Raw genomic sequence first — 23,878 nt, forward strand, 5'->3', positions numbered from 1 at the left:
AGAAAGGCAATTAACATTGAGTTGTTGGTATTGTGCGTAAAAAACAGCTTAATTAAAATGTTAATTAAGCTGTTTACCTTAGGGGAGTTTAAAATTTAAATACTGTTTTACAAGTTGTAGCGTATTCCTAAAAAGAACTGTCGGCCGGTATGATTATATTCACGCGGTAAATCTAAACTGCCATCACCTGTTGTATATAGGCGTTCATACTCATCGGTAAGGTTAATAGCTTCAAATGTTACAGTGACATTTTCATTAATATTATAAAAAGCAGATAGGTCAAAATGTGTTGGACCAGATGTCGCTTCTTCGGCATTACCATTGTTACCCGTGTAATCTGTGATGTAATTGTCGCGTTTATTTACTGAGGCACGAGCGCCATAGTTTTCTTCTTCATAATACAGGGTAAAGTTATAAGAATTTTTAGAAAGGCCGGTAATTTCACCTGCAGAGACATACGTATAGTTAGACACTAACCCCATATTTTTTAACAACCCAGGTAGGAATGAAAAAGGTTGCTGATAAATAAGTTCAAGCCCTTTGATCACAGTACCTTGTCCATTTACAGGGACGAAATGTGTGTAAGGGGTAGTTCTAGGATCGAGCGCACTTGATGGATCATATTGCGGATCATTATCAATAAAGGGTAAATAAGCAGGATCGACGAGTTTTTCTTCACTATCACTTTTTATAAAAGAGCCAATATCTTTGTAAAACGCTGTTGCTGCTAATAGCGACTCTTCTGCAAAGTACCATTCAACACCAACGTCTGTATTGGTAGAGGTGAAAGGGTCTAAGAATGGGTTACCCGCACTAACAGTGCCGTTTAAATAAGAAAACGATGGATTACCAGGATTGAGTGAACTCAAACTCGGGCGGGTCATGGTTTTAGATAAACCTAGCCTTACAATCACATCATCGGTTGCATCAAGGGCTAAATTTAGCACTGGTAAAACATTGTCATAGCTATTGTCGATTGATACCGCATCAGTTTGAATAAAACCTGTTGATGTGGTTTCAGTTTTTACATAGCGAACACCTGCATTAGTGCGTAGTAGCATATCGGAAATTTCATATTCAAAATTAGTTTCCACATAGGCAGCCATTGTTTCTTCTTCAACTTTCCAGCTTTGTGCACTGCGTGGCACCCACTCTTTAACTAAAAGCTGTGAATTTATTGCATCAAAATCAGCCACTATAAAGGGTGATAACGTGCCGTCATAACCGGTGCCAAAATCATCGTAGGGCATTAACTGAGAAAATCCAGCTGCAGAATCTTGATCAGGAAAACCGTTTATTTGTGATTCATCGTAACTAACCGTTCTGTCGTTATAGGCTATACCGCCTTTGATATTCATCATATCCATCTCGTATGATAAATCAATTTTAGCGGTGTCATTTTCGCGCAGTACATCTGTTGCACGTAAGCGCCCATCGGCTAAATCAAAAGAGTTGGCATCTAGAGTATCGTAATCGTAATTCATCACAGCGGTATTATTGCTGGTGCCAAAATCCATCGATACTCTATGAGGTGTGTTATTAGTCATGTTATAACGATACTGCTCAGAGCGAGCATCCGATTCAGCAGTGCCCACCATAGCGTCTAATCGAAGGTAATCAGATAAATGATATTTAGCTGAGAATACGTATTGTTGAAATTTTGTTTTTGAAATCTGCTGACGGCTTTCTACTCGAGATTTAACGCCGTTAAATGTCGCTGCTTGGATCTGTTTGCCATTTTCAGCCACGGTAATCGATTCAGGGGTAATTTCGCTGAATGTGTTTCTAAACATCTCGAAAAAGTTGTACATAGTACGATCATTATCGAGGGTTGAATGCAATGTATCTAGCGTAAGGACCAGATCATCGTTAGGAGCATATTGCAATGAACCGGTAAAGCCTAAACGGTCTTGTTCATTACCAAAAAAATCAGGGCGAGGCAGACGTGGCGTATATAAACAGTTAACAGCATCGACTGTTTGACCTTCGAACTCACACTCCCCAGTATTGGGTGTGCCAATAACTTCTGTATTAGAGGTGTCAGCATAAATACCGCCACCATCGAGTACGGGGGTGGTCCAGCGCACAGTCCCAAAGCCTTCTTGGCGCACAGTGCGTTCAGATTTTGCGACAGAGAATAAAGCCCCGATTGTATCATCAGCAAATGTGTTGCTGATCATAAATACCATCCGTGGGTCGACTTCTTCAGTGAGGTCGTTATAACCGGCTTGCGCAGACGCAGCAACATGAAAGCCTGTTGTGTCAAAAGGACGTGCAGAATACATATCAACAGTGCCCGCTATACCACCTTCTTCAGTTGCAGCTGTGGGCGTTTTTTGGATATCAACACGATTAAATAGTTCGGATGCAAATATATTAAAATCAAATGCACGGCCACCATTTACGCCGCCACCAGAGTCAGTGCCATCGGTACTTGCAGGTACTTCCATACCGTTTAAAGTAGTACGTGTAAATGCAGGACCTAAACCACGTAAGGTAATTTGCCTACCTTCACCACCTTCACGGGAAATTGCCACACCAGGAATACGTTGTAATGATTCGGCGATATTCAGATCAGGAAATTTACCAATATCTTCAGCCGCGATAGATTCTGTGGTATTTACTTCAAAACGTTTAGTTGCTAACGATTTATTTAATGATGATCTAAATCCTGTTACTTGAATTAACTCTATGTCATTTTGGGCTTTAGTTTCTGTTTGTGGCTGTTCATCGGCTGCGATTGCATACGATGTTGTGCCCAGTAATAAGGCACTAACAATGCAGTTAAGTGGCTTGAGAACGAACTTATTTGCAGTCTTCATTGTGTGTTCCTTTTTTATGCTGTTGATTTGAGTTTTTATTTTTATTACTTTATTTAGCCAGTAAAATATAAGTCTATGATTAAAGGTCATAAAAATATAATTTGAAACGGTAGCAATATCAGGGAAATATATTTGCTACCGGTGGCACACAAGTCAAACTATATCTAAAAAAGCATATTGTCAAACCTAAGAAATTACATTTTTTATGTTTTATTTACATTTATTTGGCAGTAAATGCACATTAAGTCTTGGTTTAATTTTATTCAGCACCATGATTTAACTTGTTATTTGCCACCGGTGGCAGTTGGTGGTATGTTTATAACGACAACCACAATTAAGTAAAATTATTTTTTCACTCAATTACAAAAGATAATTTTATAAAGAGCTAAACTGATTTTTTAAAAACAATAAAGAGCGAGTAGAATGGGAAAGTTAATAGCAGCAATATTTATCATAGTGAGTTTTTCAAGTATGTCAGCAACTACTAAAGTTCAGCTTTTTATGGCAGGGGATTCAACCATGTCAATTAAAGAAGTGAAGGATTACCCTGAAACAGGTTGGGGAATGCCCTTTAGTATCTTTTTTAATGACAGCATCGACGTTAAAAATCGTGCTAAAAATGGTCGTAGTACACGTACCTTTATCAGTGAAGGCTTGTGGGCGGGCATTATAAATGAACTTAATAAAGATGATTTTGTGATCATTCAATTTGGTCATAACGATCAGTCAAAACAGAAAGTAGACCGCTACACTACACCAGAGCAATATAAGCAAAACCTAGTTAATTTTATTGCTGAAGTAAGAGCAAAGCAGGCACAGCCATTACTGATGACCCCGGTAACGCGTCGTTATTTTGATGAAAAAGGTCAGATCAAGGACACCCATCCTATTTACGCTGATATAGTAAGAGATGTAGCTAAACAGACAGGGGTCGATTTTATTGACATGGAACGGGTGACCCAACAGTATTTTCAAAAGCTTGGTGGGATCAACTCACGCTTACGTTTTATGCATATAGCACCTAACTTACATCCAAATTACCCTATGGGCGTAGAAGACAATACCCATTTCAATGAACTTGGTGCTCGAGAAGTTGCTCAATTAGTATTAACTGAAATGAAAAAAATAAATCACCCACTCGTTAAACAATTACGCATACCTGATCCAAAACATTTAAAATAAAAGTAATTATCTATAAATTTTTCGGTTAAGCATGATGTAGCTAATAACGTATGTAGTTTATTTAGTGTAGTGTTATTGCATTGGATGGGTGTAAATACATTCAATGCAATAACTTCTGTGCACTTAGCTTAATCGACTGGATTAATTGATTAGCTAAAATTAATGATTGAATTACCCCCCAACAGACCCATTAATGTAATTATGGTTAAATTATTTTGATTATCTTTATCACTTAATTAAAGGCAATGAGGAGTACGCATGTCTGGGTTATCTGCAATACCGTTTTCTTTACTTGAGCTTAGCCCAATGAAAGAAGATGCCACCGTCTCAAGTACTCTTGCAAATAGTGTCGCTTATGCACAAAAAGCTGATGAACTCGGTTTTAACCGATTTTGGATGGCTGAACATCATAATATGCCGGGAATTGTCTGCGCGGCAACCTCTGTATTAATTGGCCACATAGCAGGGCAAACTAAAACTATACGAGTAGGTGCTGGTGGCGTTATGTTACCAAATCACCCGCCACTGATTGTTGCAGAGCAATACGGCACGTTAGAGAGTTTATACCCTGGGCGTATTGATTTAGGTTTAGGTCGCGCACCAGGTAGCGATCATATAACCAGTCGTGCTCTGCGCCGAGATGAACGACGCGCTGAAAACTTTGCCGATGAAGTCACTGAACTGCAAACTTTATTAGGCCCTTACGATGGTAGTCACCCTGTTCGCGCTATTCCTGGCGAGAATACCAATGTACCTATTTGGTTACTTGGTTCCAGTTTATATAGTGCGCAACTAGCAGCTAAAAAAGGCCTCCCTTATGTGTTTGCTGGCCACTTTGCACCGCGTTTTGTTTATGATGCAATCGCTTTATACCGCCGTGAATTTCAACCTTCTGATGTGTTAGACAAACCGTATGTAATGCTTGGCTTACCGATTGTTGCAGCAGATAGCGATGAACATGGACAGTTTTTAGCAACCACGTCAAAACAGCGTATCTTAGCACTGTTACGTGGTGATCCTTTATGGCTAAAAGCTCCCGTTAAAAGCATGGCTGGATTATGGAATGAGCAAGAGCAGGCTCAAGTTGAAAACTTTTTAGGATTATCTGTGGTAGGGAGTCCAGTGACCATTGCTCATAAGCTAAATATGATAGTCAAAGAGCTTGGTGTCGATGAATTCATTTTTACCAATGATCTTTACCAAAGTAGCGACCGTCATCACGCGTTGGAGATTTTACGGTCAATAAAAGCATAACCACTGAAAATTAAGCTAAGGTACACTTAACTCCCGTTACAATACAGAAACTAGCTAATACACAAAGTTTACTAGTTTCTGAACTCTACTTAAAAGTGCAAAACACAGCACTAATCTTATTTAAGCTTGCGTTCTGTTTTTATAATCAATTCGATTTATATAATCAATTTTAACGTTTGATTTAAACACATTAAAATGAAGGTATAAACCAGTAAATTAATTACAAAGGAAGGCATATTTTGAAACCTCAAGACCCCAAAATCACAAATACTTTCGATAAAACAGCATTGATCGCGGAAGGTGGTGGGCAACGAGGGATCTTCACCGCAGGTGTACTCGATGCATGGCTTGAACATGAATATGACCCATTCGATTTATTTATTGGTACTTCAGCAGGTTCACAAAACCTTACTAGCTATTTAGCTCGCCAAAAAGGGTATGCCAAACGCTTAATAAGAGGGCTTTCGCGTCACAAACGATTTTTTCAATTAGGCCGTGGTTTAGTAGGTAAACATATAGTCGACTTAGACTGGTACTTTGATAAAACTACCGAAGTTAACAGAGCACTTGATTTTAAAACTGCAAAAGCCAGTTTGGGTGAACGGGAGTTACTTATTACCGCCACTAATGCCCGTGATCGAAAACCTTATTTTTTATCACCAACCGGTGAAGGCCAGCAATGGCGAGATCTATTGAAAGCGTCAAGTGCACTGCCATTTTTATATAAACAAGGTGTAAAACTCACGCCATGGTTAAATGCATTAGCTGCTAATGAAATAGATAAAACCGACGTACACGCTGAGTCAGACTTTTACCTAGATGGTGGCCTTGCTGCGCCACTACCAGTGCGCGAAGCCTACAATCGTGGTGCACGTAAAATTGTGGTGATCCGCACAGTTGATCAAGACTTTCAAGCGCAATCGGCATGGGTAAACAAGTTAAAAGCGTTTGTTTGTGCATCAGGATATTGCCCAAAAACCTTAGATTACTTATTACAACACGAACAAGCGTATGAGGATGAGTTAGCATTTATTGCCAATCCTCCGAAAGATGTAGAAATAATACAAATTTTTGCAAACCAAAAGCTTTCGAGCAAATTACTTGGTAGTTCAACCAGTGATCTACGTCATGATTATAAATTAGGTTTATTGGCAGGTAATAACTATTTTACTGAGCAATACCCAGCAAACAGTACCCACCCTGTTGCTGTGGCTAACTAATTGGTGTTGATGAATTTATTCCGATCAGTTGTATGTGAGTTGGATAAGTATCCTGTGTTGTTAGTTTGTAATTAATAAGCGAGTCATAAATGGCTCGCATTAACGCTCCGAGGCCTGCATTTATAATTACTGATCGCTTCGCCAATTAAAACAAATGCCAATGCAATTAAAATTGCCCATGAAAAATGTATTTGTTGAGCCATAACCAGTAACACGGTAGAAAGTAACGGTGTTAAAAAACTCAAAGAGGCAAGTAACGTTTTATTACCTCTTTTTAAAGCGATGTCCCATAAGTAAAATGCGCCACCGACAGGTCCTAACCCTAACAAAAAAATACCTACAGTCTGCGTTAATGAAAAACGCGTGACTGTTTGTTCAAAATATATATGTGCCAATAAGGCCAAAATAGCTACATAAAGAGAAAGCCAACCAATATCATCAACGTGATTATCAAAGCGAGTCATGAACAATGAATAACTCGACCATAATAGCGCACAACTCGCAGCAAATAGGTAGCCTAAAAAGTACTGGCTATTGATAGTAAAACCACTGCCATCACTAATTAAAAACACGATCCCTATAAAACTAACCAGCCCGCCTATAATCGCATTTATTTTGTTTTCAGACCGTGCGACAAAAACACCCAATAACAATGGCCATAAATATACAATCAGGCTAACTTCAATCAATGGTGCATATTTAAGTGCCATAAAATAACAAAAATGAAAACCAAATAAGCCAACTATACCAATAATTGTTTGCGCCTTACCAAGTGTCGGCAGAGCTAACAAAGGCTGCTTGGTAACAAGCCGTTTAATAAACAGCAATAAGAACGACACAAAGAAGCACATAAATAGTAATTGAAAAGCCGGTAATGCTTTAGTTAAATTACCCAACAGTACTAATGCACCCCATAAAAAAATAGCTAATACGCCGAAAATTGTAGACATAGCAAACATTTAATTAAAAATTAATTGATAAAGGTAGTTTATCAATTTTACTATCTAACACTGTGCTTAAAAGGCGATATTGTTGACGTTAAAGCTGCTTTTTTAAGTCTCGTGGGGGATTGTTTGAAGTAGCAAGTTAAGGCGCGACTAAAAGCTGATGGGTCGTTATAACCAACCTGTTCACCAATTACTGCTATAGGTAAATCAGAGTAACAAAGTAAGGAACGCGCATGTTCCATTCTTAATTGCGTGTGATGTTTAACCGGGCTGGTGTGCATACATTGCTTAAAAACCGCTTTGAATTGAGTAACACTTAAATATGCAACCGCTGCCATATCATTCAATGTATAGTCTATCGATAAATCTTTTTTTATTAATAACAAAACGTTATTTATCCGCGGATCAATAGTCGCATTGGTAGTTTGTTGCCTGAGTAACACCAAAAATAAATTAAAACATAACGCTGCTTCATCTATGTTAGTTACACCTTGCAACTGCTTTTGGGTAAAACTTAGATAGCTCATTAATTTATCGTCAATACTGAAACAGGGGGCATTCATCGTCGTTAAGTTATTTGGGAGCTCTAATAAATCGGCCACTATAAAACGTGCATTTTCATCTGATTTAAACGCATGTAGAGTATTTTTAGGGATCACAACACATTGACCAACACCAACAGGCGCCGCGAAATTATTCATTTCAAGTTCTATATAGCCACAAAGTGGTAAAACAAGTTGATGATAGTGGTGCTGGTGGCTGTGGATTTTTCGTGTGTAGTATCGAATCGATAAGCTATTCATCTATTAAATTTAATAATTGCTACTGACAAACAATCATGAAGGGAGTTGTAGGGTGTTGTAAATAACTTTTTGTTATTTTAATACACTCAATACTTGCTAATTTATAACAGCACGATAAAGTATTGCTAACTAAATATTCTTAAATTCAGCATATGTATTCTATTTCGTGTTGAAAAATAATAACAAGGGCAAACATGTTTGATTTAATCGTAGGCAGTATAAATAACCTGCTTTGGGGTGAAGGACAAATACTGATCTACATTTTACTGTTTACAGGTATTTGGTTTTCAGTACGCTTAAAACTGATTCAAATTTTTAAATTTAAACACATGTTCAGCCTTCTCAAAGGCAGTAGCAAATGCAATAAAAACGACATTAGTTCGTTTCAAGCACTGTGCACCGGATTAAGTGCGCGGGTTGGAACTGGTAATTTAGCAGGTGTTGCTGTTGCGATATCATTAGGAGGCAGTGGCGCCATATTTTGGATGTGGGTGATTGCCATACTGGGCATGGCGACCGGTTTTGCAGAAAGCGTACTTGGCCAAGTGTATAAAGTACGCGATAGCCAAGGCGAATTTAGAGGTGGCCCCGCTTATTATATTCAACAAGGAATAGGCAGCCGTAGTCTCGCTATCGCGTTTGCGTTGTGTTTGTTCTTAGGTTACGGCTTTACTTTTAGCGCGATGCAAACCAACACCATTACTGATGCGCTTAATTTCGCTTTTGAAATTCCAACCTTATATTCAGGCATAGTCATAACCCTACTTGCAGGCTCTATTATACTCGGTGGCTTTAAAGCTATTGCCCGCTTTGCTGAGCGAGTAGTGCCGGTGATGGGCATTGTATTTGTACTGGCAGCTGTGATTATTACCTTGATTAACTTCACCCAAGTGCCTGCTATGTTGAAGGATATATTCTTATCTGCTTTTGGGCTGCAAGAAGCCGGTGCAGGCGCAATGGGCGCGGCAATCAAAAACGGTATTCAACGTGGTTTATATTCTAATGAGGCCGGTGCAGGTAGTGTGCCGCATGCATCAGCAAGTGCGTCGCCTATTCCAAATCACCCAGTAACGCAAGGGTATATTCAAATGCTCGGGGTGTTTTTTGATACTATCGTGTTGTGTAGTTGTACCGCAGTGATCATATTACTGGCTGATATTGATATCAGTGGTGAGATGGCAGGCATTCGCTTAACACAAGCGGCAATGACCGCACACTTAGCACAAGGGGGAGTGTACTTTGTAGCAGCAGCCATTACTTTATTTGCCTTTACCTCGGTAGTGGCTAATTACGCTTACGCCGAAAGTAACCTACATTTATTTAAGCTCGATAATAAAGTAGGGCGCGGCATTTACACATTTTTATATCTATCAATGATGATGTGGGGGGCGTCTGCCACATTAAAAGAAGTATGGGATTTAGCCGATATTGCTCTTGGCTTGATGACAGTTGTCAATGTAATTGCCATAATACTGCTCACCCCGACTATTTTAAATGTCACAGACGATTATAATAGGCAACGAGCTGAAGGTATTGAGCCTGAATTTAATGCAAAAAATGTGCTCATTCAAGGTAAAACCGAGCAGGGTATTTGGCACTAAACATGACTATTGTCGCGAGGTTTTTTGCATAAGTATTCACCTTGCTGGTTGTTGAAAATGATTAAGTATTTTTATGATTGATATATATGCAGGTAAAACTGCGGCAAAAATAATTACAGAACAATGTTTTAAGCCCGACCTTTTTAATGCCTTTTTAGGTGCATCCGGTGGCCCTAAATGGTTTACTTTATTTGGTTTAGATAAGTATATTTTTGGTGAGTTTTTTAAAAACCGATCATCGCAACTCAATTTAATTGGATCATCGGCTGGCGCTTTTCGCGCTGCGTGTTTTTCACAAAATGATCCCGTTGCCGCCATTACGCGGTTAGCAAAATCATACAGTGAAACTCGTTACTCGAGTAATAAACCAACACCGCAAGAAATAACAACTAAAGCCCGTGCGTTACTAGAAGATGTATTTGGCGACAATGGTGTTGCTGAAATAATTAATAATCCAGTTTTCAAATCACATTTTATTGTTGCTAAATCAAATGGCTTAGTAGCCAGTGAGCAAAAAGCGTTGCAACTGCTTGGGCTGACAAAAAGCTATTTAAGTAATCGAGTTAACCGTCGATTTTTGACAAAGCAATTTGAGCGGTTTATATATCAAGCTCCAAACAGTAACTTTCAACTTGAAGATAATTATAAATTTAAAACCACCCAACTAGACTTAACAACGGATAACTTAAAGGATGCGTTACTCGCATCGGGCTCAATACCACTTGTTATGCAAGGCATTAAAAATATAGCTGGATCGCCGCCTGGTATGTATCGCGATGGTGGTATTGTTGATTACCACTTTGATTTTAAAATTAACAATCCTGGACTTATTCTATATCCACATTTCAATTCAGATCCAAAAGCAGGGTGGTTTGATAAAAGCTTAAAACGTAAAGTCGCCGCTGAAAATTACGATAACGTGGTTATGATCACACCCTCTAAAAAATTCATCGCCAGCTTACCTTACGGAAAAATCCCCGACAGAAACGACTTTACAGATCTCGATGCGGATACACGTATAAAATATTGGCGAACAGTATTTAGCGAGACTGAAAAACTAGCCGTTGATTTTGATAAAAAACTCAATAGCGAAAATATTGAGCTGAAAATAATTGAATGATCTAATCTATCAAGTAATGTAGGTTAACAACGCAAAAATTACGGTACGTAATATAAAGAAAAGGGCGAAAGCCCTCTTTTATTAGTAATTAAGTTAACTGTCAGGTGTGACAGTTTGACTTTTGTGATACATAGGGACAAGCCTTAATTAAGTTTTATTTACTTCAATAGCTATTCCAACGATAAACATTAAAAGAGCAATAATTATATAAATAATAAGAGGGCCTTGATTACCATTCTTAGACTCTGCTGCTATATGTGCATGAAAGGCTTTTCTACTTTGCCTTCTAGTATGCTGAGTAGAGCGGTTAGGCTCTTTAGATTCAATTGTTCCTGTAGTAACATACTCTTTGGCAATTGAAAGTGTAGGTAAAGGCCCAAAATCATTATTACCATCTTCTTGGAGAACATACCAACTAGAGCCACTTTTGACTATAAACCTACCGTCTGAAACGGAATATTTACCTGATTCTATTCGCGTTACTTTATTCATTAACTCACCTTTTATATTAAGTTAATTTTGTCCTTTAGGATCTCTTACTAGTAATTCTAAGTAATTGGCCATGTCGCTCTTAATGAGATTTATCTTATATTTTGTTATGCGATTTTAGTATTTTATACATAATTTAGGACTCTCTTAATGACCATATATATCTGTGTGATAATTATACATCAGAAAGATTAGTGTTTCCTCAAGGCGTGTTTATAATGTTGTCATGATAATGGGCCAGTTGGAGGTAGCCCCGATACATAATTGAGATTTGGTTTGGCCGACGCGTTTGAAAATTATAGCTATTAACTAATAACCCATAAATTACGTTATGTTAAATAGGCTGAAATGAATTAAAGTGGGCGTAATTATACAAACTAGCCCACTTTTAGCAGGGTTTTACTGGCTTAATTTAGCTCAGAATCTACCCAGAATTTAGTGCCTTTTAGTACGGCTTGTAATGCAAGGCCATTTTCGGTTAATGAATAAACAGTTACTTGATCTGCAATGGCTTCGGCAACAAGTGCACCGCCTTTATCTTGGTATTTTGCCGCTGCATCGGCATTGCCACCGAAGGCCCAACCATTTTCAATAAAACGATTTAACGCAGCTTGATTATGAAAAACCATTACAACGTTAAAGTCTTTAACACCTAAACCAAGTCCTAAACCAGCTTCACCCATATTCATAAAAGTGGATTTACCCGTCAAATTATTTTTAACCACACCATAGCCGCCACCAAAGCTGGCTAAAACAACATTGACATTAGCATTATCAAATACTGCATAACCAGCGGCATTTTTAATTTGCTCTTTAACATCTGGTTTTTCTTTGTATAATTTACTGAGTGTATCTGCTCGCATATTTTGCACTAGATTACGCTTTTCAGTTGGAGAAGCACTACCTGTTGTAGCACAACCAGACAGGACTAATGTAAGTGCAACTAAACTTAAAACTATTAACTTTTTCATATGCCTTCCTTAAACCAGCAACATTGCCTTGGTATTATCTGATTAGCTTAACAATATAATTATTCACTAAGTCCAATACTTTACATAATATATAGTGATTACTGTGTACTTTCTATTTTTTAATATTATAACAATAAGTTATAATTTAAATTGAGATACACATTGTGTATCTCAATTTTCCTAATCTATGTACTTATTTTACAACAACTATAATGAACACTAACCAAATGGATTCTAATTTTTTAATAATCGTTAATACGTAAAAATAGGAATATACGAAAATATTAGGTTAGAAGCTTAATGCTTCTCCCCTATTCAAGTGTATTTGCTGTCTTTTTTTATTAAGTGATCTGAACCATCATTAGTGGACACTTCGTTAAGCGACATTTAGTTGTTCAAATTTCTCGGGGCTTAAATAGCCTAACGCACTATGCCTTCTCTTTTTGTTGTAATCAATTTCTATATATTCAAATACATGCTGCCTCATGGTTTCTCGGTTCATAATAGGCTCATATTGGATGGCTTCGACCTTGAGTGAATGGAAGAAGCTTTCCACACACGCATTATCCCAGCAGTTGCCTTTACGACTCATACTTTGCATTAAATGATGTTCGCTTAATAAATCACGATAAGCATGGGAAGCATATTGGCTGCCTCTATCACTATGTACAATGACATCTTTAGGTCTACCTCGGCGCCAGATAGCCATTTGCAGGGCGTCACACACCAAAGATGATGTCATGCGTGTACTCATTGACCAACCAATCACTGAGCGCGAGTACAGGTCGATAATCACAGCGAGGTAAAGCCATCCTTCGCTGGTCATTAGATACGTGATATCACCTGCCCATTTTTGGTTGGGCTTATCGGCGGTAAAGTTCTGCTCAAGTAAATTAGGGGCCACAGGTAAATTGTGTTTACTGTCGGTGGTCGACTTGAATTTACGAGCTGCTTTAGCTACTAAACCCTGACGTCCCATGCTTCTGTTGATGGTTTTTACATCATGTTTATTCCCTTGCTCCGCCAGCTCGACTTGGATACGTCTCGCACCGTCTCGCTCTTTACTGTCAACAAATACGGCTTTGACCTGAGTATCTAACATTTGCTGTTGTTGTTTGCGCTTACACACGTGCTCACATGATTTTATCCATGCATAAAACCCACTTGGCGATACACAAAGTACCTTAGCCATTCTGATAACGCTGAATGTGCTTCGGTAGCTTTGCATAAATTCAAATCGTGTTATTTTTGATTTTTCGCGAAGTAGGTGGCGGCTGTTTTTAATATGTCTAGCTCCTCTGCTTGCACCGCTAGTTGGCGTTTCAAACGAGCATTCTCGGTAGCTAACGTACTTTCTCTATCTGATGTAGATGCCTTTTTCAGAGCAGCAGTTAGCCAATAGTAAAGCTGGGACTCTGCGACACTTAATTCTCTGGCAGCTTGAGCAAAACCTACTTTACTCGCCAGCTTTAGTGCTTCTTCTTTGAATTCTTCTGAATAGGATTTACGTTTGGTCTTAGTTGTCATGTTTCACCTCTATGAGTTAGTTTACTCACTTAATGAGGTGTCCAAAACTATTGGTTCAGATCAAGTTAAACTTCGCCAAAATGCTGAGAGCAAACATTGAGTTATTAATTTTAATAATTAGCTTTTAGCTAAATTAAAAAAAACTTTAAAGCTGGTAGTTTGATTATTTGAACTGACCTCTACATCACCACTGTTTGCTTGCGCTAGAGCTTTAACTATTGCAAGCCCTAAACCGGCTCCATCACTATGGCGTTGCCGAGACTTATCTGGTCGATAAAAGCGGTCAAATAAATAAGGTAAATGTGCAGAAGGTATTTTCTCACCGGTATTACTCACACAGATACATACTTTTTCAACAGATGTTATTTCACTACTTACCGTAATTGATGACCCCTTCGGTGCATATCTTATAGCATTCGATAACAGGTTTGATAACAATTGACGAAAATGTAGTTTATCACAATAAAAACTGATGTTTTCACCTGCTTTATTAAGTATCAACGATGATTCTTCAGCTAAAGCATCAAAATATTCAAACAGCGCTTCAATTTCTTCATGGCTGGATAAAATGTCTTGGGTTGGTTGAATTAGGCCGTTTTGGGTTTTTGCCAGCCAAAGCATGTCACTAACCATCTTAGTTAGTCGTTCCAACTCTTCTAGATTAGAAAATAATAACTCTTGGTACTCTTCGGATTGCCTTTTTTTAGATAGGCCAACCTGCGTTTGAGTTATTATATTGGTAAGAGGTGTGCGTAGTTCATGAGCAATATCACTAGAAAAATTTGATAGCCGGATAAATTCACCTTGAAGCCTGTCTAGCATTAAATTGAAAGATTGCACCATATTAACAAGTTCAATAGGCACTTTATTTTCATCAGGCCTTACATCCATTTTATTAGTTTGGATATCATGCATTTTCTGACTTACACCTCGTAAAGGGTTTAATCCTTGATGTATAGCAAACCAAGCCACCAATAAAATGAGTACCGCTGAACCAAACATAATAGCCCAAAGGCTTTGCTGAAATTGATTGAGAAAGTGTAAATGAAAGCTCATGTCTATCGCTGTAGTAATCTTGTATTGCTGTTGCCCAGTACTTAAATTATTCACCAGAGCTCGGTAGGTGTGAGTACCATTTTGCCATGAGATAATGTTGTTACTGTTAAAGCCAGTTGAAGCCTTTGCACTCATTGCAAAATCACTAAAATCTCGTTCAGAGCTTTGAAAAATGAGATCTCCTTTTGCAGTATTTACCTGATAGTAAACACCGTGATGACCCGCAACAGCGTTAGATAATTCATTTTTAAGCTTCAGGTTTGATTTATACTGTTGTGTTAAAACAAATTCAATAGATTGATTAATAACATGTAGTTCACTGCTATCTTGCTGAAAAAAATGATGCTTTATTGAACTATTTATTAAAAAAGCAACTAAAGTTAAGCACGCAATAACGGTTACAGCCACAAACAACACAACACGCATCGTAAGTGATAAAGGTCGTGACTTAATAGTCATCAGTTTCAACCTCTAATTTATAGCCCATACCACGAACTGTATGAATTAATTTAACAGTAAAGTCATCATCAACTTTTGCTCTTAGTCTACGAATGGCAACATCAATCACATTGGTGTCACTATCAAAATTCATATCCCATACTTGAGAAGCAATTAACGAACGTGGCAATACTTCACCTTCGCGCCGTAACAATAGTTCAAGTAAGCTAAACTCTTTATTACTCAATAAAATACGCTTGCCTGCACGTTGTATTTTTCGCTTTGGAATATCCATTTCTAAATCAGCAACGATCAGTATATCGTCAACTGTTTGCACTGCACGACGGCGAATAAGAGTACGTACTCTTGCTAAAACTTCAGCAAAAGCAAAAGGCTTTATTAAATAGTCATCAGCACCAAGTTCGAGCCCCTTTACTCTATCGTCTATGCTATCGCGAGCAGATAAAAATAGTACTGGGGTTTTGTTATCTGCTTCACGTAGCGACTGTAAAATTTTCCAACCTGATACGTCAGGTAACATAACATCAAGTATTATTACATCAAACAATTCGGTCATTGCTAGGTGATGACCGTCAAGACCATTGCGCGTCAAAGAAACCTGAAAACCAGCTTCACTGAGTCCCTGTTTTAAATAATCTCCCGTTTTTGCTTCATCTTCAACAACTAATAAGCGCATACTATTCCTTCATTAAAGTCCTAACAACTACCTCTGCAAATATTATGCAGTATCTGTCACTACAGCAACATGACACCAAGATTACAACTTTGTAATGTTCGCGTCATGTTAAAGACAGGTCTATTTTCTATACTCAATACATATTCTGCTATGAAGGAGTAAGGAAATGGGGTTTAAAAAGTCATCACAACAGGTTAGCACACCACGAAGACGATTTGTTCAAGGCTTAATTGCAGGAGGTGTACTTGCGGCTTTTCCGAGTGTATTACATGCTGCATCATCTTTAGTAGCAGGAACAATAACAGGCACTGTGCCCGAACTTAGCGGCGAAGTAATTGATCTGGTTATAGATGAATCGCCGGTTAACTTTACTGGCGTAATACGTATGGCGACAACTATCAATGGATCTATACCCGCCCCTACCTTGCGCCTCAAAGAAGGCGATGATGTTACTATTAGAGTAACAAATAAGTTATCAGTACCGAGTTCAATTCATTGGCATGGCATTATTTTACCGTATCAAATGGATGGCGTGCCAGGTATCAGTTTTAAAGGCATTATGCCGGGCGAAACCTTTATTTATAAATTTAAGCTACAGCAAAGCGGTACATATTGGTATCACTCCCACAGTGGTTTTCAAGAAATGACAGGGATGTACGGTGCATTAATTATTGAACCGCGAGAAAACGATATTATTAGTGCAGATAACGAACATGTTATTCAATTATCTGATTGGACTGATGATGACCCTATGGCGCTGTTCCGTAAATTAAAAGTACAGAGTGATGTATTTAACTTCAATCAACCTACTGTTCCAGAGTTTTTCGATGACGTTTCAAGCAGCAGTATTTCAAATGCTCTACAGCGCCGAAAAATGTGGAATCAGATGCGAATGAACCCTACAGACTTAGCTGATTTATCTGCATCAGCAATGACTTTTTTAATGAACGGTAGTACTCCAATGGCAAACTGGCGTGGATTATTTAAAGTCGGTGAAAAGCTTAGGTTAAGGTTTATTAATGGCTCTAGTAATAGCTTTTTTGACGTGCGTATCCCCGAGCTAAAACTGACGGTTGTACAAGCAGATGGGCAAAACGTTGAACCAGTGACAGTTGATGAATTTAGATTCGGCCCTGGTGAAACCTATGACGTGATTGTTGAGCCAAAAAATGATGCGTATACGATTTTTGCTCAAAGCATGGACCGCTCAGGTTACGCAAAAGGAACTTTATCAACGGCACCTAATATTGATGCGCCAATACCTGCTCTGGATCCTGTTGAGTGGTTAACGATGACCGATATGATGGGCAATATGACCCACGGCGGTGAGCATTCTGCAATGGCTGGTATGTCAGGCATGAACTCTAAAAAAATGGATCATAGCGCAATGGGCCACGGTGCAATGGCGATGGATCATAGCAAACATGGTATGTCTGAAAACCCATTGGCGGTTGCCAGCTCTAAAGTGCGTCATGCAAAAACGGAGTATGGAGCCTCAGTTGATATGCGCGTTGATATGCCTAGAACAAATCTTGATGATCCCGGTATTGGTTTACGTAAAAATGGTCGCCGTGTTTTAACACTTGCAGATTTACACTCACTTGAAGGGATCACTAACCAGCAAGAGCCAGAAGCTGAAATTGAGCTGCATTTAACCGGCAACATGGAGCGTTATAGCTGGTCATTTGATGGCTTAGAATTTGGTAAAAGCACGCCAGTGCATATGAAGCATAACCAACGTTTAAGAGTTATTTTACAAAACGATACCATGATGACACATCCTATGCATTTGCATGGTATGTGGAGTGATTTAGAAAACGAGCAAGGTGATGTGCAAGTGCGACGTCATACGATACCTGTTCAACCCGCACAAAGAATCAGCTTCTTAACCACCCCTCACGATGTAGGGCGCTGGGCTTGGCATTGTCATTTATTATTCCATATGGATGCCGGCATGTTTAGAGAGGTAGTCGTATCATGAAACAATTAAAACTATCTAAATCATTAGGTTTATTAATGTTAACTGGGGCTTCATTAATTAGCTTCCCTTTATTAGCGCAAAGTGAAATGGCACAAAAGAGTAGCGCTAAGATGCAACCACAAGGGGGAGATGCACCTAAAGATGCAAGAGACCCTCATGCTTACTCTGCGGGAACAACTTTAACAGAAGGCCCATATGTGCTTGAGGGCAATGAGCGATTAACACTCGCTGATGAGCATCCATTTTACGCATTACTAGGCGATCGTCTTGAATATAATGAGCAAGCAAATGCAGGTGTATTTGACTTACAAGCATGGTACGGCACTACCTTTGATCGATTGGTAGTTAAAACTGAGGGGGATTTCAGCGAAGGAAGCCTTGAGGAAAACCAAACCGATATTTTATGGGGTCACGCCGTATCAGCATATTGGGATACTCAAGCAGGTGTTCGTCTTGATTACAATAAAGAAGGTGAAAATCGGCAATGGTTGGCTTTTGGCTTACAAGGTTTAGCCCCTTACTGGTTTGAACTTGATATGACAGCGTACGTAGGTGAGCGAGGCAGTACCGCATTTACGTTAGAGGCAGAGTACGAACTACTACTCACGCAAAAGTTAATTATACAACCGCGAGCCGAAATTACACTTTATGGCAAAAACGATAAACAAAACGAACTTGGAAGTGGCCTATCAAGCAGCGCGATTGGCTTTAGGGTTCGTTATGAGTTTACACGCCAGTTTGCGCCCTATATTGGCGTTGAATGGAGCAATAAATTTGGCAGTACCGCCGACTATGCCACATCAAGTGGACAAAGTAGCAATAACACCGCATTTGTTGCGGGTATTAAATTTTGGTTTTAATCATTTTAAATAAGAGGTAATTATGAAGTTATTTAATTCTGCAGTAGTTATTTTAGGTTTAGTGCTTACATTTTCCGCATCAGCACATATATCACTCAAGCAATCAACACCTGCGCAAGAAGCCATGTTAATGAAAAGCCCAGAGCAACTTTCGTTAACTTTTGGTGGTGAAGTAAGGCTAGCAAAAGTCATCATCAAAGATGAAAAAAATAAATCAATAAACTTTGATTTCAAACCTAGCTCCACCCCAAGCACAGACTTTAATTGGTCGCTGCCGAGTTTAGCACATGGTACCTACACGGTTAAATGGACAGTACTTGGGGGGGATGGACATAAAATGTCAGATTCGTTTTCTTTTATGGTACATCAAAGTGAGTCAAGTAATATGATGCAAGAACAATCTAATGCCCACAGCAAACACAATCATTAAGTAGCAGCATGATACAAGTAAGTGAATGGTCAGTACTTTTACTATTATTAAAGCTAGCAAGCTATAGTGCTTTGGCCGCACTTGCTGGTACTTTTTTAATTCGTTTTATTATCGCCAGTAATTTATCTGGTCATCACTTTATAAGTTTCTCTCAGTATTTAAAGCGCTGGCAAATTCAATGTGTGGCATTGGGTTTTATTGCTGTCATTTTACAAGTACCAATTGAAGCTGGTGCAATTGCAGAATCTGGTGTAGCGGGAATGCTAGACCCTTTTATGCAAGAGATTGTTTGGCAATCAGTTATAGGAGAACAAGCTCTTTTCAGAGGCGCAGCGCTTTTTGTGGCTATGATTGTTGCACTTAATTGGCGCATTAACATAAAGCACCGTTTTGCAGTGGTTATAAATAATACAGTTATGTTGGTTTTGCTTATATCTATTGCATATAGCTTCACTTTCACAGGTCACAGTGCAAATGAAAATGGGTTAGTAAAAAGCATGTTAACTTTTCACCTTCTTGCAATAGCAAGTTGGGTGGGGTCACTGTGGCCACTATATAAAAGCTGTACCATATTATCTGTTCATGAAGTTAAGAAGGTAATGCACCTGTTTGGGCACTTAGCCATCATCGTTGTATTTGTGCTGCTTATTTCAGGTTTAGCGCTTTTGCTTAATTACCTGCATTCGTTATCAGCGCTGTTCACGTCAAGTTATGGGCAATTAATTTTGCTAAAACTGCTACTAGTGAGCGCGATGCTTATGATGGGGGCTTGGCACAAACTAATTTTAGTTCCGAGAATCACCCAAAAACAGCATGTAGGTACACTAAAACGTTCCATCAGTGTAGAAATGCTGATAGCTGCTTTTGTACTTATTACAACAAGCGTGTTCACCACACTTGTTGGTCCCCCAAATTAATTTAATAAAAAGAGAGCAACATGTTTAATAACTCTGCAAAAATAATCATAACATCGCTATTACTTTTTGGCGCATTGAACTCACTAGCTGTAAGCGCACACAAGAATGAGGAACATGCAAATGAGCGTGTGTTATTTGTTGGTACCGATACCCCAGCTGCGCAAGCAGTAAGTGCCTTTCACCAAGCATTAAATCAAAGTGATCAAAAAAAAGCTCGCTCATTATTAGCTGATAACGTCATTATTTTTGAAGGCGGAGGCGTTGAGCGTTCTGCCGATGAATATGCAAATCACCACATGCTAGCGGATATGAAATACCTCAGTTCGGTTAATAGCAAACTATTAGAACATCAGGTTTATATAAGTGGTGATATCGCTTACTCCATTTCGCGAAGTGAAACGATGGGCAGCTACAAAGGTAAAGCCATTAACACAACGGGTATGGAGTCAATGACTCTAAAAAAGACCCGCAATGGCTGGAAAATCACACATATTCATTGGTCAAATTAAGGAAGTAACATGCGATTAACGTACATAACAACTGCACTTTCAGTGATGTTGGCGGTGTCTATATCAGTAAAAAGTATGGAAAACCCACACAGTGTATTGCCAGTCCAAGAGGCCATAGAAAAAGATAAAACAGAGATTGAGTTGACAGTTTATAAAAGTAAAAACTGTGGGTGCTGTAAAAAATGGATTGAGCATATTAATGAAAGTGGCATTAAAACAAAAGCAATAGATGTTGCTGATATGGGGCTAATTAAAGCTCAATATCAAATAAAGCCAAATATGCGCTCATGCCATAGCGCTGTTTCAGCCGATGGGTATGTTTTTGAAGGGCACGTGCCAGCTAAATATATAAAGCAGTTTTTAGCTGAACAACACCCTCAGAAAACGATCGGGCTGACAGTTCCGGCAATGCCTGTTGGCACGCCAGGTATGGAGATGGGCAATCGTTTTCATAAATATAATATTGAAGTACTTACTCAAGATTCACAGCAACATACTTATAAGCATATCAGCAAATACGCAGTGCAGTTTTAACTCTTATGGCATAGTTATTGAGTTAGCCGTAAGTATTGATGCGATGATTAAATATATAGTGGGCTTACGCCTTATAAATTGTAAGTAATACCCCTTAGTATAAATAAAATACAAGTTGAACAACTGAAAAGGAGCCATTGTAATGTCACAGTATTTAAAATTTTTCTTAATGATAGCCACATCAACATTAGTCATGTTTGTACTAATGTATTTGAATAGTTATCAGCTAAGCCATGTGTTTTTTAGTGAAACGCGTACCTATATGGCTATTTATATGGGGGCTGCAATGGCGGTAGTTATGCTGTTGTTTATGCTAAATATGTATAAGGATAAAAAGAAAAACAGCGTAGTTTTAGGGATCAGCATTATTAGCTTTGTAGGCGCATTATTTTTAGTACGTTCGCAAATAACGGTCAACGATCAGTCTTGGATGTCAGCCATGATACCGCATCATTCAATCGCTATACTGACTAGTGATAGAGCTAATATCAAAGACAAGCGCGTCCAAGAGCTTGCAACAAATATTATTGAAGCACAGCGTCGTGAGATTAAAGAGATGCAGTGGTTACTGAACGATATAGAAAAAAATGGCCTAGCAGAAACTCAGGAACAAGCACAATCTAGAGCTGTACCGGATTTTAATGCTAAGTAAAATTTTATAAGAATACGTAAAAGGGAGCTAAACATGAGTAAATCAGCAGAGCTTTATAGAATGGCAACAGATGAGCATATTTGCCCATTTGGCTTAAAGTCAAAAGACCTTCTAGAACGCGAGGGTTATGATGTTAATGATCACTTATTATCTTCTCGTGAACAAACAGATAAATTTAAAGCAAAGCACAACGTAGAGACCACACCACAAACATTTATTGCTGATAAACGTATCGGTGGTTATGACGACTTACGTGATTACTTTGATAAGCCAAAAGCTGGACAGCAAGGTACAACTTACACCCCGGTTATTGCAATCTTCGCGGTCGCATTTTTACTAAGTTTGGCATTTAGTTTTGCAATGGGTCATGGATTAATTTCCATGAAAACCGTGGAGCTATTTGTTGCGTTAACTATGGCTGTGTTGGCAATACAAAAACTTCAAGATTTATTTAGTTTCTCAAATTCATTTATCACTTATGACTTAGTGGCGATGAAAGTAGTGAGGTATGCCTATGTTTACCCATTTTTAGAAGCGTTTGTTGGTATTGGAATGATAGCTGGGTTGCCAGCATATAGTATTGCTCCTATTTCATTATTTATTGGTGGTGTTGGTGCTGTTTCTGTTTTTAAAGCCGTATATATAGATAAGCGGGAACTCAAATGTGCATGTGTAGGCGGTGATAGTAATGTACCGTTAGGCTTTATTTCACTTACAGAAAACCTGTTTATGATCGCTGCTGGGATATGGATGCTTGCCAGGTAGAAGATAAAGTATTTAATTTAAAAATATAATGAACAGTTTATTTATGGGGGTACCTGACTCAGTCTAAAGTCTGAATTATCTCTTTGAGTCCAGCATCAATCTGTTCTGACACTTCGAAGACCTCACCAACTTCGATTGCTAATTAGCTAAAAGTGTTTTTGACGATAAATAGTTAATTGGCACTGTAAAAACTCACAGTGCCAATTAACAATTAGATTAGAAATCGTTCTTCGATTTTACATCTACAAGCTGACCATTTTTAGCTATTTTGAAATAAACTTGTTCACTATCATTTGATGCTTGGATAATATAAGTATCATCGCTCTCGTTTACGACAGTAAATGCTTCTGAAGAAATACCTTTCCAAGAATCATTTAGTTTTCCAACCTCAAAACCATAGTCTTTAAAGGCCAATTTCTTTATTGATTTAGCTGCAATACTAATAGCTTGTTGATCGCTAACGTGACCATGATCACTATGTGCTAGAACACCAGTACTCATTAATGAAATACAAACTAATGCTATTGGAATTAATCTATTCATTGTTTTCTCCTATTAAGTTTTAAGTTTATTATTTTAAGCCAATTACTTTATATTGTCCTTTTACTAAAAGCTGTATAGCTACGGGGTTATCTGAGTTGTTTTTCCAGTACCAGCCATGTGAGCCCCCAAATGGGGCGGTAAAGCTGCCCTTCATTTCGCTTAAATTGGCAATTGCATAGCTTTCGAAGTAACCGGTTGTGTCTCCTGCTGGCTCTCCGTGTAAATCAAAATGTAAAGAAGCGCCATCGGTCATCCATTCGTAGGTCATTTTTTCATATTGTTGCATCTCAAATTTATATTCAACCCCGCGATTTGCAGGGATAGTGACTTCAATTGTTTGAAACTCATCACTGCCCACTTGCAATGAATCTGATGTTTTAAGTGGTTTTTGCGCTGATGCCTGAGCTATTTTAGTAACGCCCAGTTGTTTACCGAGTCCGGTTGGATCAATGTTATATTCTGCCGGAAGGATAAATAGCACAAAGGCGATTATCGCAACTAATGAAGCGGTGATACTGGCTTTTATAAGTGTTTTTGAACTAACTGTATGTTGCATATAT

The 23,878-nt window shown here is 38.5% G+C and carries 23 protein-coding genes; 13 read left to right on the plus strand and 10 right to left on the minus strand.

The window, feature by feature from the left end; translation table 11 throughout:
• Positions 1-107: 107 nt before the first annotated feature.
• Positions 108-2,822 carry a TonB-dependent receptor gene (locus PSR9079_RS02220; RefSeq protein WP_149980281.1) on the minus strand — a complete coding sequence of 905 codons (2,715 nt, stop codon included), beginning with the start codon at positions 2,820-2,822 and terminating at the stop codon, positions 108-110.
• A gap of 423 nt (positions 2,823-3,245) precedes the next feature.
• Here PSR9079_RS02220 and PSR9079_RS02225 point away from each other — a divergent pair, with 423 nt between their 5' ends.
• The 3 genes from PSR9079_RS02225 to PSR9079_RS02235 all read left to right on the plus strand — a co-directional run bounded on the left by PSR9079_RS02225 (position 3,246) and on the right by PSR9079_RS02235 (position 6,478).
• Entirely contained in the window at positions 3,246-4,004 is a 759-nt protein-coding gene (locus PSR9079_RS02225; RefSeq protein WP_149980282.1) for a rhamnogalacturonan acetylesterase, read from the plus strand.
• 258 nt (positions 4,005-4,262) lie between these two features.
• A complete protein-coding gene (locus PSR9079_RS02230; protein WP_149980283.1) occupies positions 4,263-5,258 on the plus strand; it encodes an LLM class flavin-dependent oxidoreductase in 996 nt (331 codons plus the stop codon).
• Between the two features lie 239 nt (positions 5,259-5,497).
• A complete protein-coding gene (locus tag PSR9079_RS02235) occupies positions 5,498-6,478 on the plus strand; it encodes a patatin-like phospholipase family protein (RefSeq protein WP_149980284.1) in 981 nt (326 codons plus the stop codon).
• An 83-nt stretch (positions 6,479-6,561) separates the two neighbouring features.
• Here the strand turns inward: PSR9079_RS02235 and PSR9079_RS02240 are convergent, their stop codons facing one another.
• Positions 6,562-7,428, minus strand: a complete 867-nt coding sequence (locus PSR9079_RS02240; protein WP_149980285.1) for a DMT family transporter — start codon at positions 7,426-7,428, stop codon at positions 6,562-6,564.
• A 50-nt stretch (positions 7,429-7,478) separates the two neighbouring features.
• Entirely contained in the window at positions 7,479-8,126 is a 648-nt protein-coding gene (locus tag PSR9079_RS02245) for a helix-turn-helix domain-containing protein (RefSeq protein ID WP_246175474.1), read from the minus strand.
• Between the two features lie 296 nt (positions 8,127-8,422).
• Between PSR9079_RS02245 and PSR9079_RS02250 the strand changes: the two genes are divergently transcribed.
• Together PSR9079_RS02250 and PSR9079_RS02255 are read left to right on the plus strand one after the other, a co-directional pair.
• Positions 8,423-9,829, plus strand: coding sequence for an alanine/glycine:cation symporter family protein (locus PSR9079_RS02250; RefSeq protein WP_149980287.1), 1,407 nt, complete (start codon positions 8,423-8,425; stop codon positions 9,827-9,829).
• 73 nt (positions 9,830-9,902) lie between these two features.
• On the plus strand, positions 9,903-10,949 hold the full coding sequence (locus tag PSR9079_RS02255) for a patatin-like phospholipase family protein (protein WP_149980288.1): 1,047 nt from the start codon (positions 9,903-9,905) through the stop codon (positions 10,947-10,949).
• Between the two features lie 147 nt (positions 10,950-11,096).
• Here the strand turns inward: PSR9079_RS02255 and PSR9079_RS02260 are convergent, their stop codons facing one another.
• The 5 genes from PSR9079_RS02260 to PSR9079_RS02280 form a co-directional block, all read right to left on the minus strand.
• Positions 11,097-11,441, minus strand: coding sequence for a hypothetical protein (locus PSR9079_RS02260; RefSeq protein WP_149980289.1), 345 nt, complete (start codon positions 11,439-11,441; stop codon positions 11,097-11,099).
• A gap of 404 nt (positions 11,442-11,845) precedes the next feature.
• The gene (locus tag PSR9079_RS02265) at positions 11,846-12,409 is read right to left on the minus strand and encodes a lipid-binding SYLF domain-containing protein (protein ID WP_149980290.1); all 564 of its coding nucleotides are present in this window, start codon (positions 12,407-12,409) and stop codon (positions 11,846-11,848) included.
• Between the two features lie 376 nt (positions 12,410-12,785).
• Positions 12,786-13,936 (minus strand): IS3 family transposase gene (locus PSR9079_RS02270; RefSeq protein ID WP_138626444.1). Its coding sequence is split into 2 segments (ribosomal slippage): positions 12,786-13,681 and positions 13,681-13,936, totalling 1,152 coding nucleotides; the frame shifts between segments, so codons are not numbered across the junction.
• Between the two features lie 117 nt (positions 13,937-14,053).
• Positions 14,054-15,451, minus strand: a complete 1,398-nt coding sequence (locus PSR9079_RS02275) for a heavy metal sensor histidine kinase (RefSeq protein ID WP_149980291.1) — start codon at positions 15,449-15,451, stop codon at positions 14,054-14,056.
• Positions 15,441-16,127, minus strand: a complete 687-nt coding sequence (locus PSR9079_RS02280; protein ID WP_024596891.1) for a heavy metal response regulator transcription factor — start codon at positions 16,125-16,127, stop codon at positions 15,441-15,443. The genes PSR9079_RS02275 and PSR9079_RS02280 overlap by 11 nt, the downstream gene beginning before the upstream one ends.
• Before the next feature lie 166 nt (positions 16,128-16,293).
• On the opposite strand from PSR9079_RS02280, the gene PSR9079_RS02285 reads away from it, so the two are divergent.
• From PSR9079_RS02285 to PSR9079_RS02320, 8 genes are all read left to right on the plus strand, one after another.
• On the plus strand, positions 16,294-18,108 hold the full coding sequence (locus PSR9079_RS02285; protein ID WP_149980292.1) for a copper resistance system multicopper oxidase: 1,815 nt from the start codon (positions 16,294-16,296) through the stop codon (positions 18,106-18,108).
• Positions 18,105-18,968 carry a copper resistance protein B gene (locus PSR9079_RS02290; protein WP_024606961.1) on the plus strand — a complete coding sequence of 288 codons (864 nt, stop codon included), beginning with the start codon at positions 18,105-18,107 and terminating at the stop codon, positions 18,966-18,968. Before PSR9079_RS02285 ends, PSR9079_RS02290 begins: the two co-directional genes overlap by 4 nt.
• Positions 18,969-18,990: 22 nt before the next feature.
• On the plus strand, positions 18,991-19,398 hold the full coding sequence (locus PSR9079_RS02295) for a copper resistance CopC family protein (RefSeq protein WP_016900194.1): 408 nt from the start codon (positions 18,991-18,993) through the stop codon (positions 19,396-19,398).
• An 11-nt stretch (positions 19,399-19,409) separates the two neighbouring features.
• Entirely contained in the window at positions 19,410-20,315 is a 906-nt protein-coding gene (locus PSR9079_RS02300; protein WP_029609993.1) for a copper resistance D family protein, read from the plus strand.
• A 20-nt stretch (positions 20,316-20,335) separates the two neighbouring features.
• On the plus strand, positions 20,336-20,824 hold the full coding sequence (locus PSR9079_RS02305) for a YybH family protein (protein WP_002963268.1): 489 nt from the start codon (positions 20,336-20,338) through the stop codon (positions 20,822-20,824).
• Positions 20,825-20,833: 9 nt separating this feature from the next.
• Complete coding sequence (locus tag PSR9079_RS02310) at positions 20,834-21,358, plus strand: DUF411 domain-containing protein (RefSeq protein WP_016900197.1); 525 nt, start codon at positions 20,834-20,836, stop codon at positions 21,356-21,358.
• Positions 21,359-21,500: 142 nt separating this feature from the next.
• A complete protein-coding gene (locus PSR9079_RS02315) occupies positions 21,501-22,010 on the plus strand; it encodes a DUF305 domain-containing protein (RefSeq protein WP_016900198.1) in 510 nt (169 codons plus the stop codon).
• 33 nt (positions 22,011-22,043) lie between these two features.
• Positions 22,044-22,775, plus strand: a complete 732-nt coding sequence (locus tag PSR9079_RS02320; RefSeq protein ID WP_016900199.1) for a MauE/DoxX family redox-associated membrane protein — start codon at positions 22,044-22,046, stop codon at positions 22,773-22,775.
• A 216-nt stretch (positions 22,776-22,991) separates the two neighbouring features.
• Here the strand turns inward: PSR9079_RS02320 and PSR9079_RS02325 are convergent, their stop codons facing one another.
• Positions 22,992-23,318 carry a DUF6488 family protein gene (locus PSR9079_RS02325; RefSeq protein ID WP_016900200.1) on the minus strand — a complete coding sequence of 109 codons (327 nt, stop codon included), beginning with the start codon at positions 23,316-23,318 and terminating at the stop codon, positions 22,992-22,994.
• 28 nt (positions 23,319-23,346) lie between these two features.
• Positions 23,347-23,874 (minus strand): hypothetical protein, encoded by a 528-nt coding sequence (locus PSR9079_RS02330; protein ID WP_016900201.1) that lies wholly within the window; start codon positions 23,872-23,874, stop codon positions 23,347-23,349.
• Between the last annotated feature and the right edge of the window lie 4 nt (positions 23,875-23,878).

Source organism: Pseudoalteromonas rhizosphaerae, assembly GCF_902498845.1.
In the GTDB taxonomy this organism is placed as follows: Bacteria; Pseudomonadota; Gammaproteobacteria; order Enterobacterales; family Alteromonadaceae; genus Pseudoalteromonas; species Pseudoalteromonas rhizosphaerae.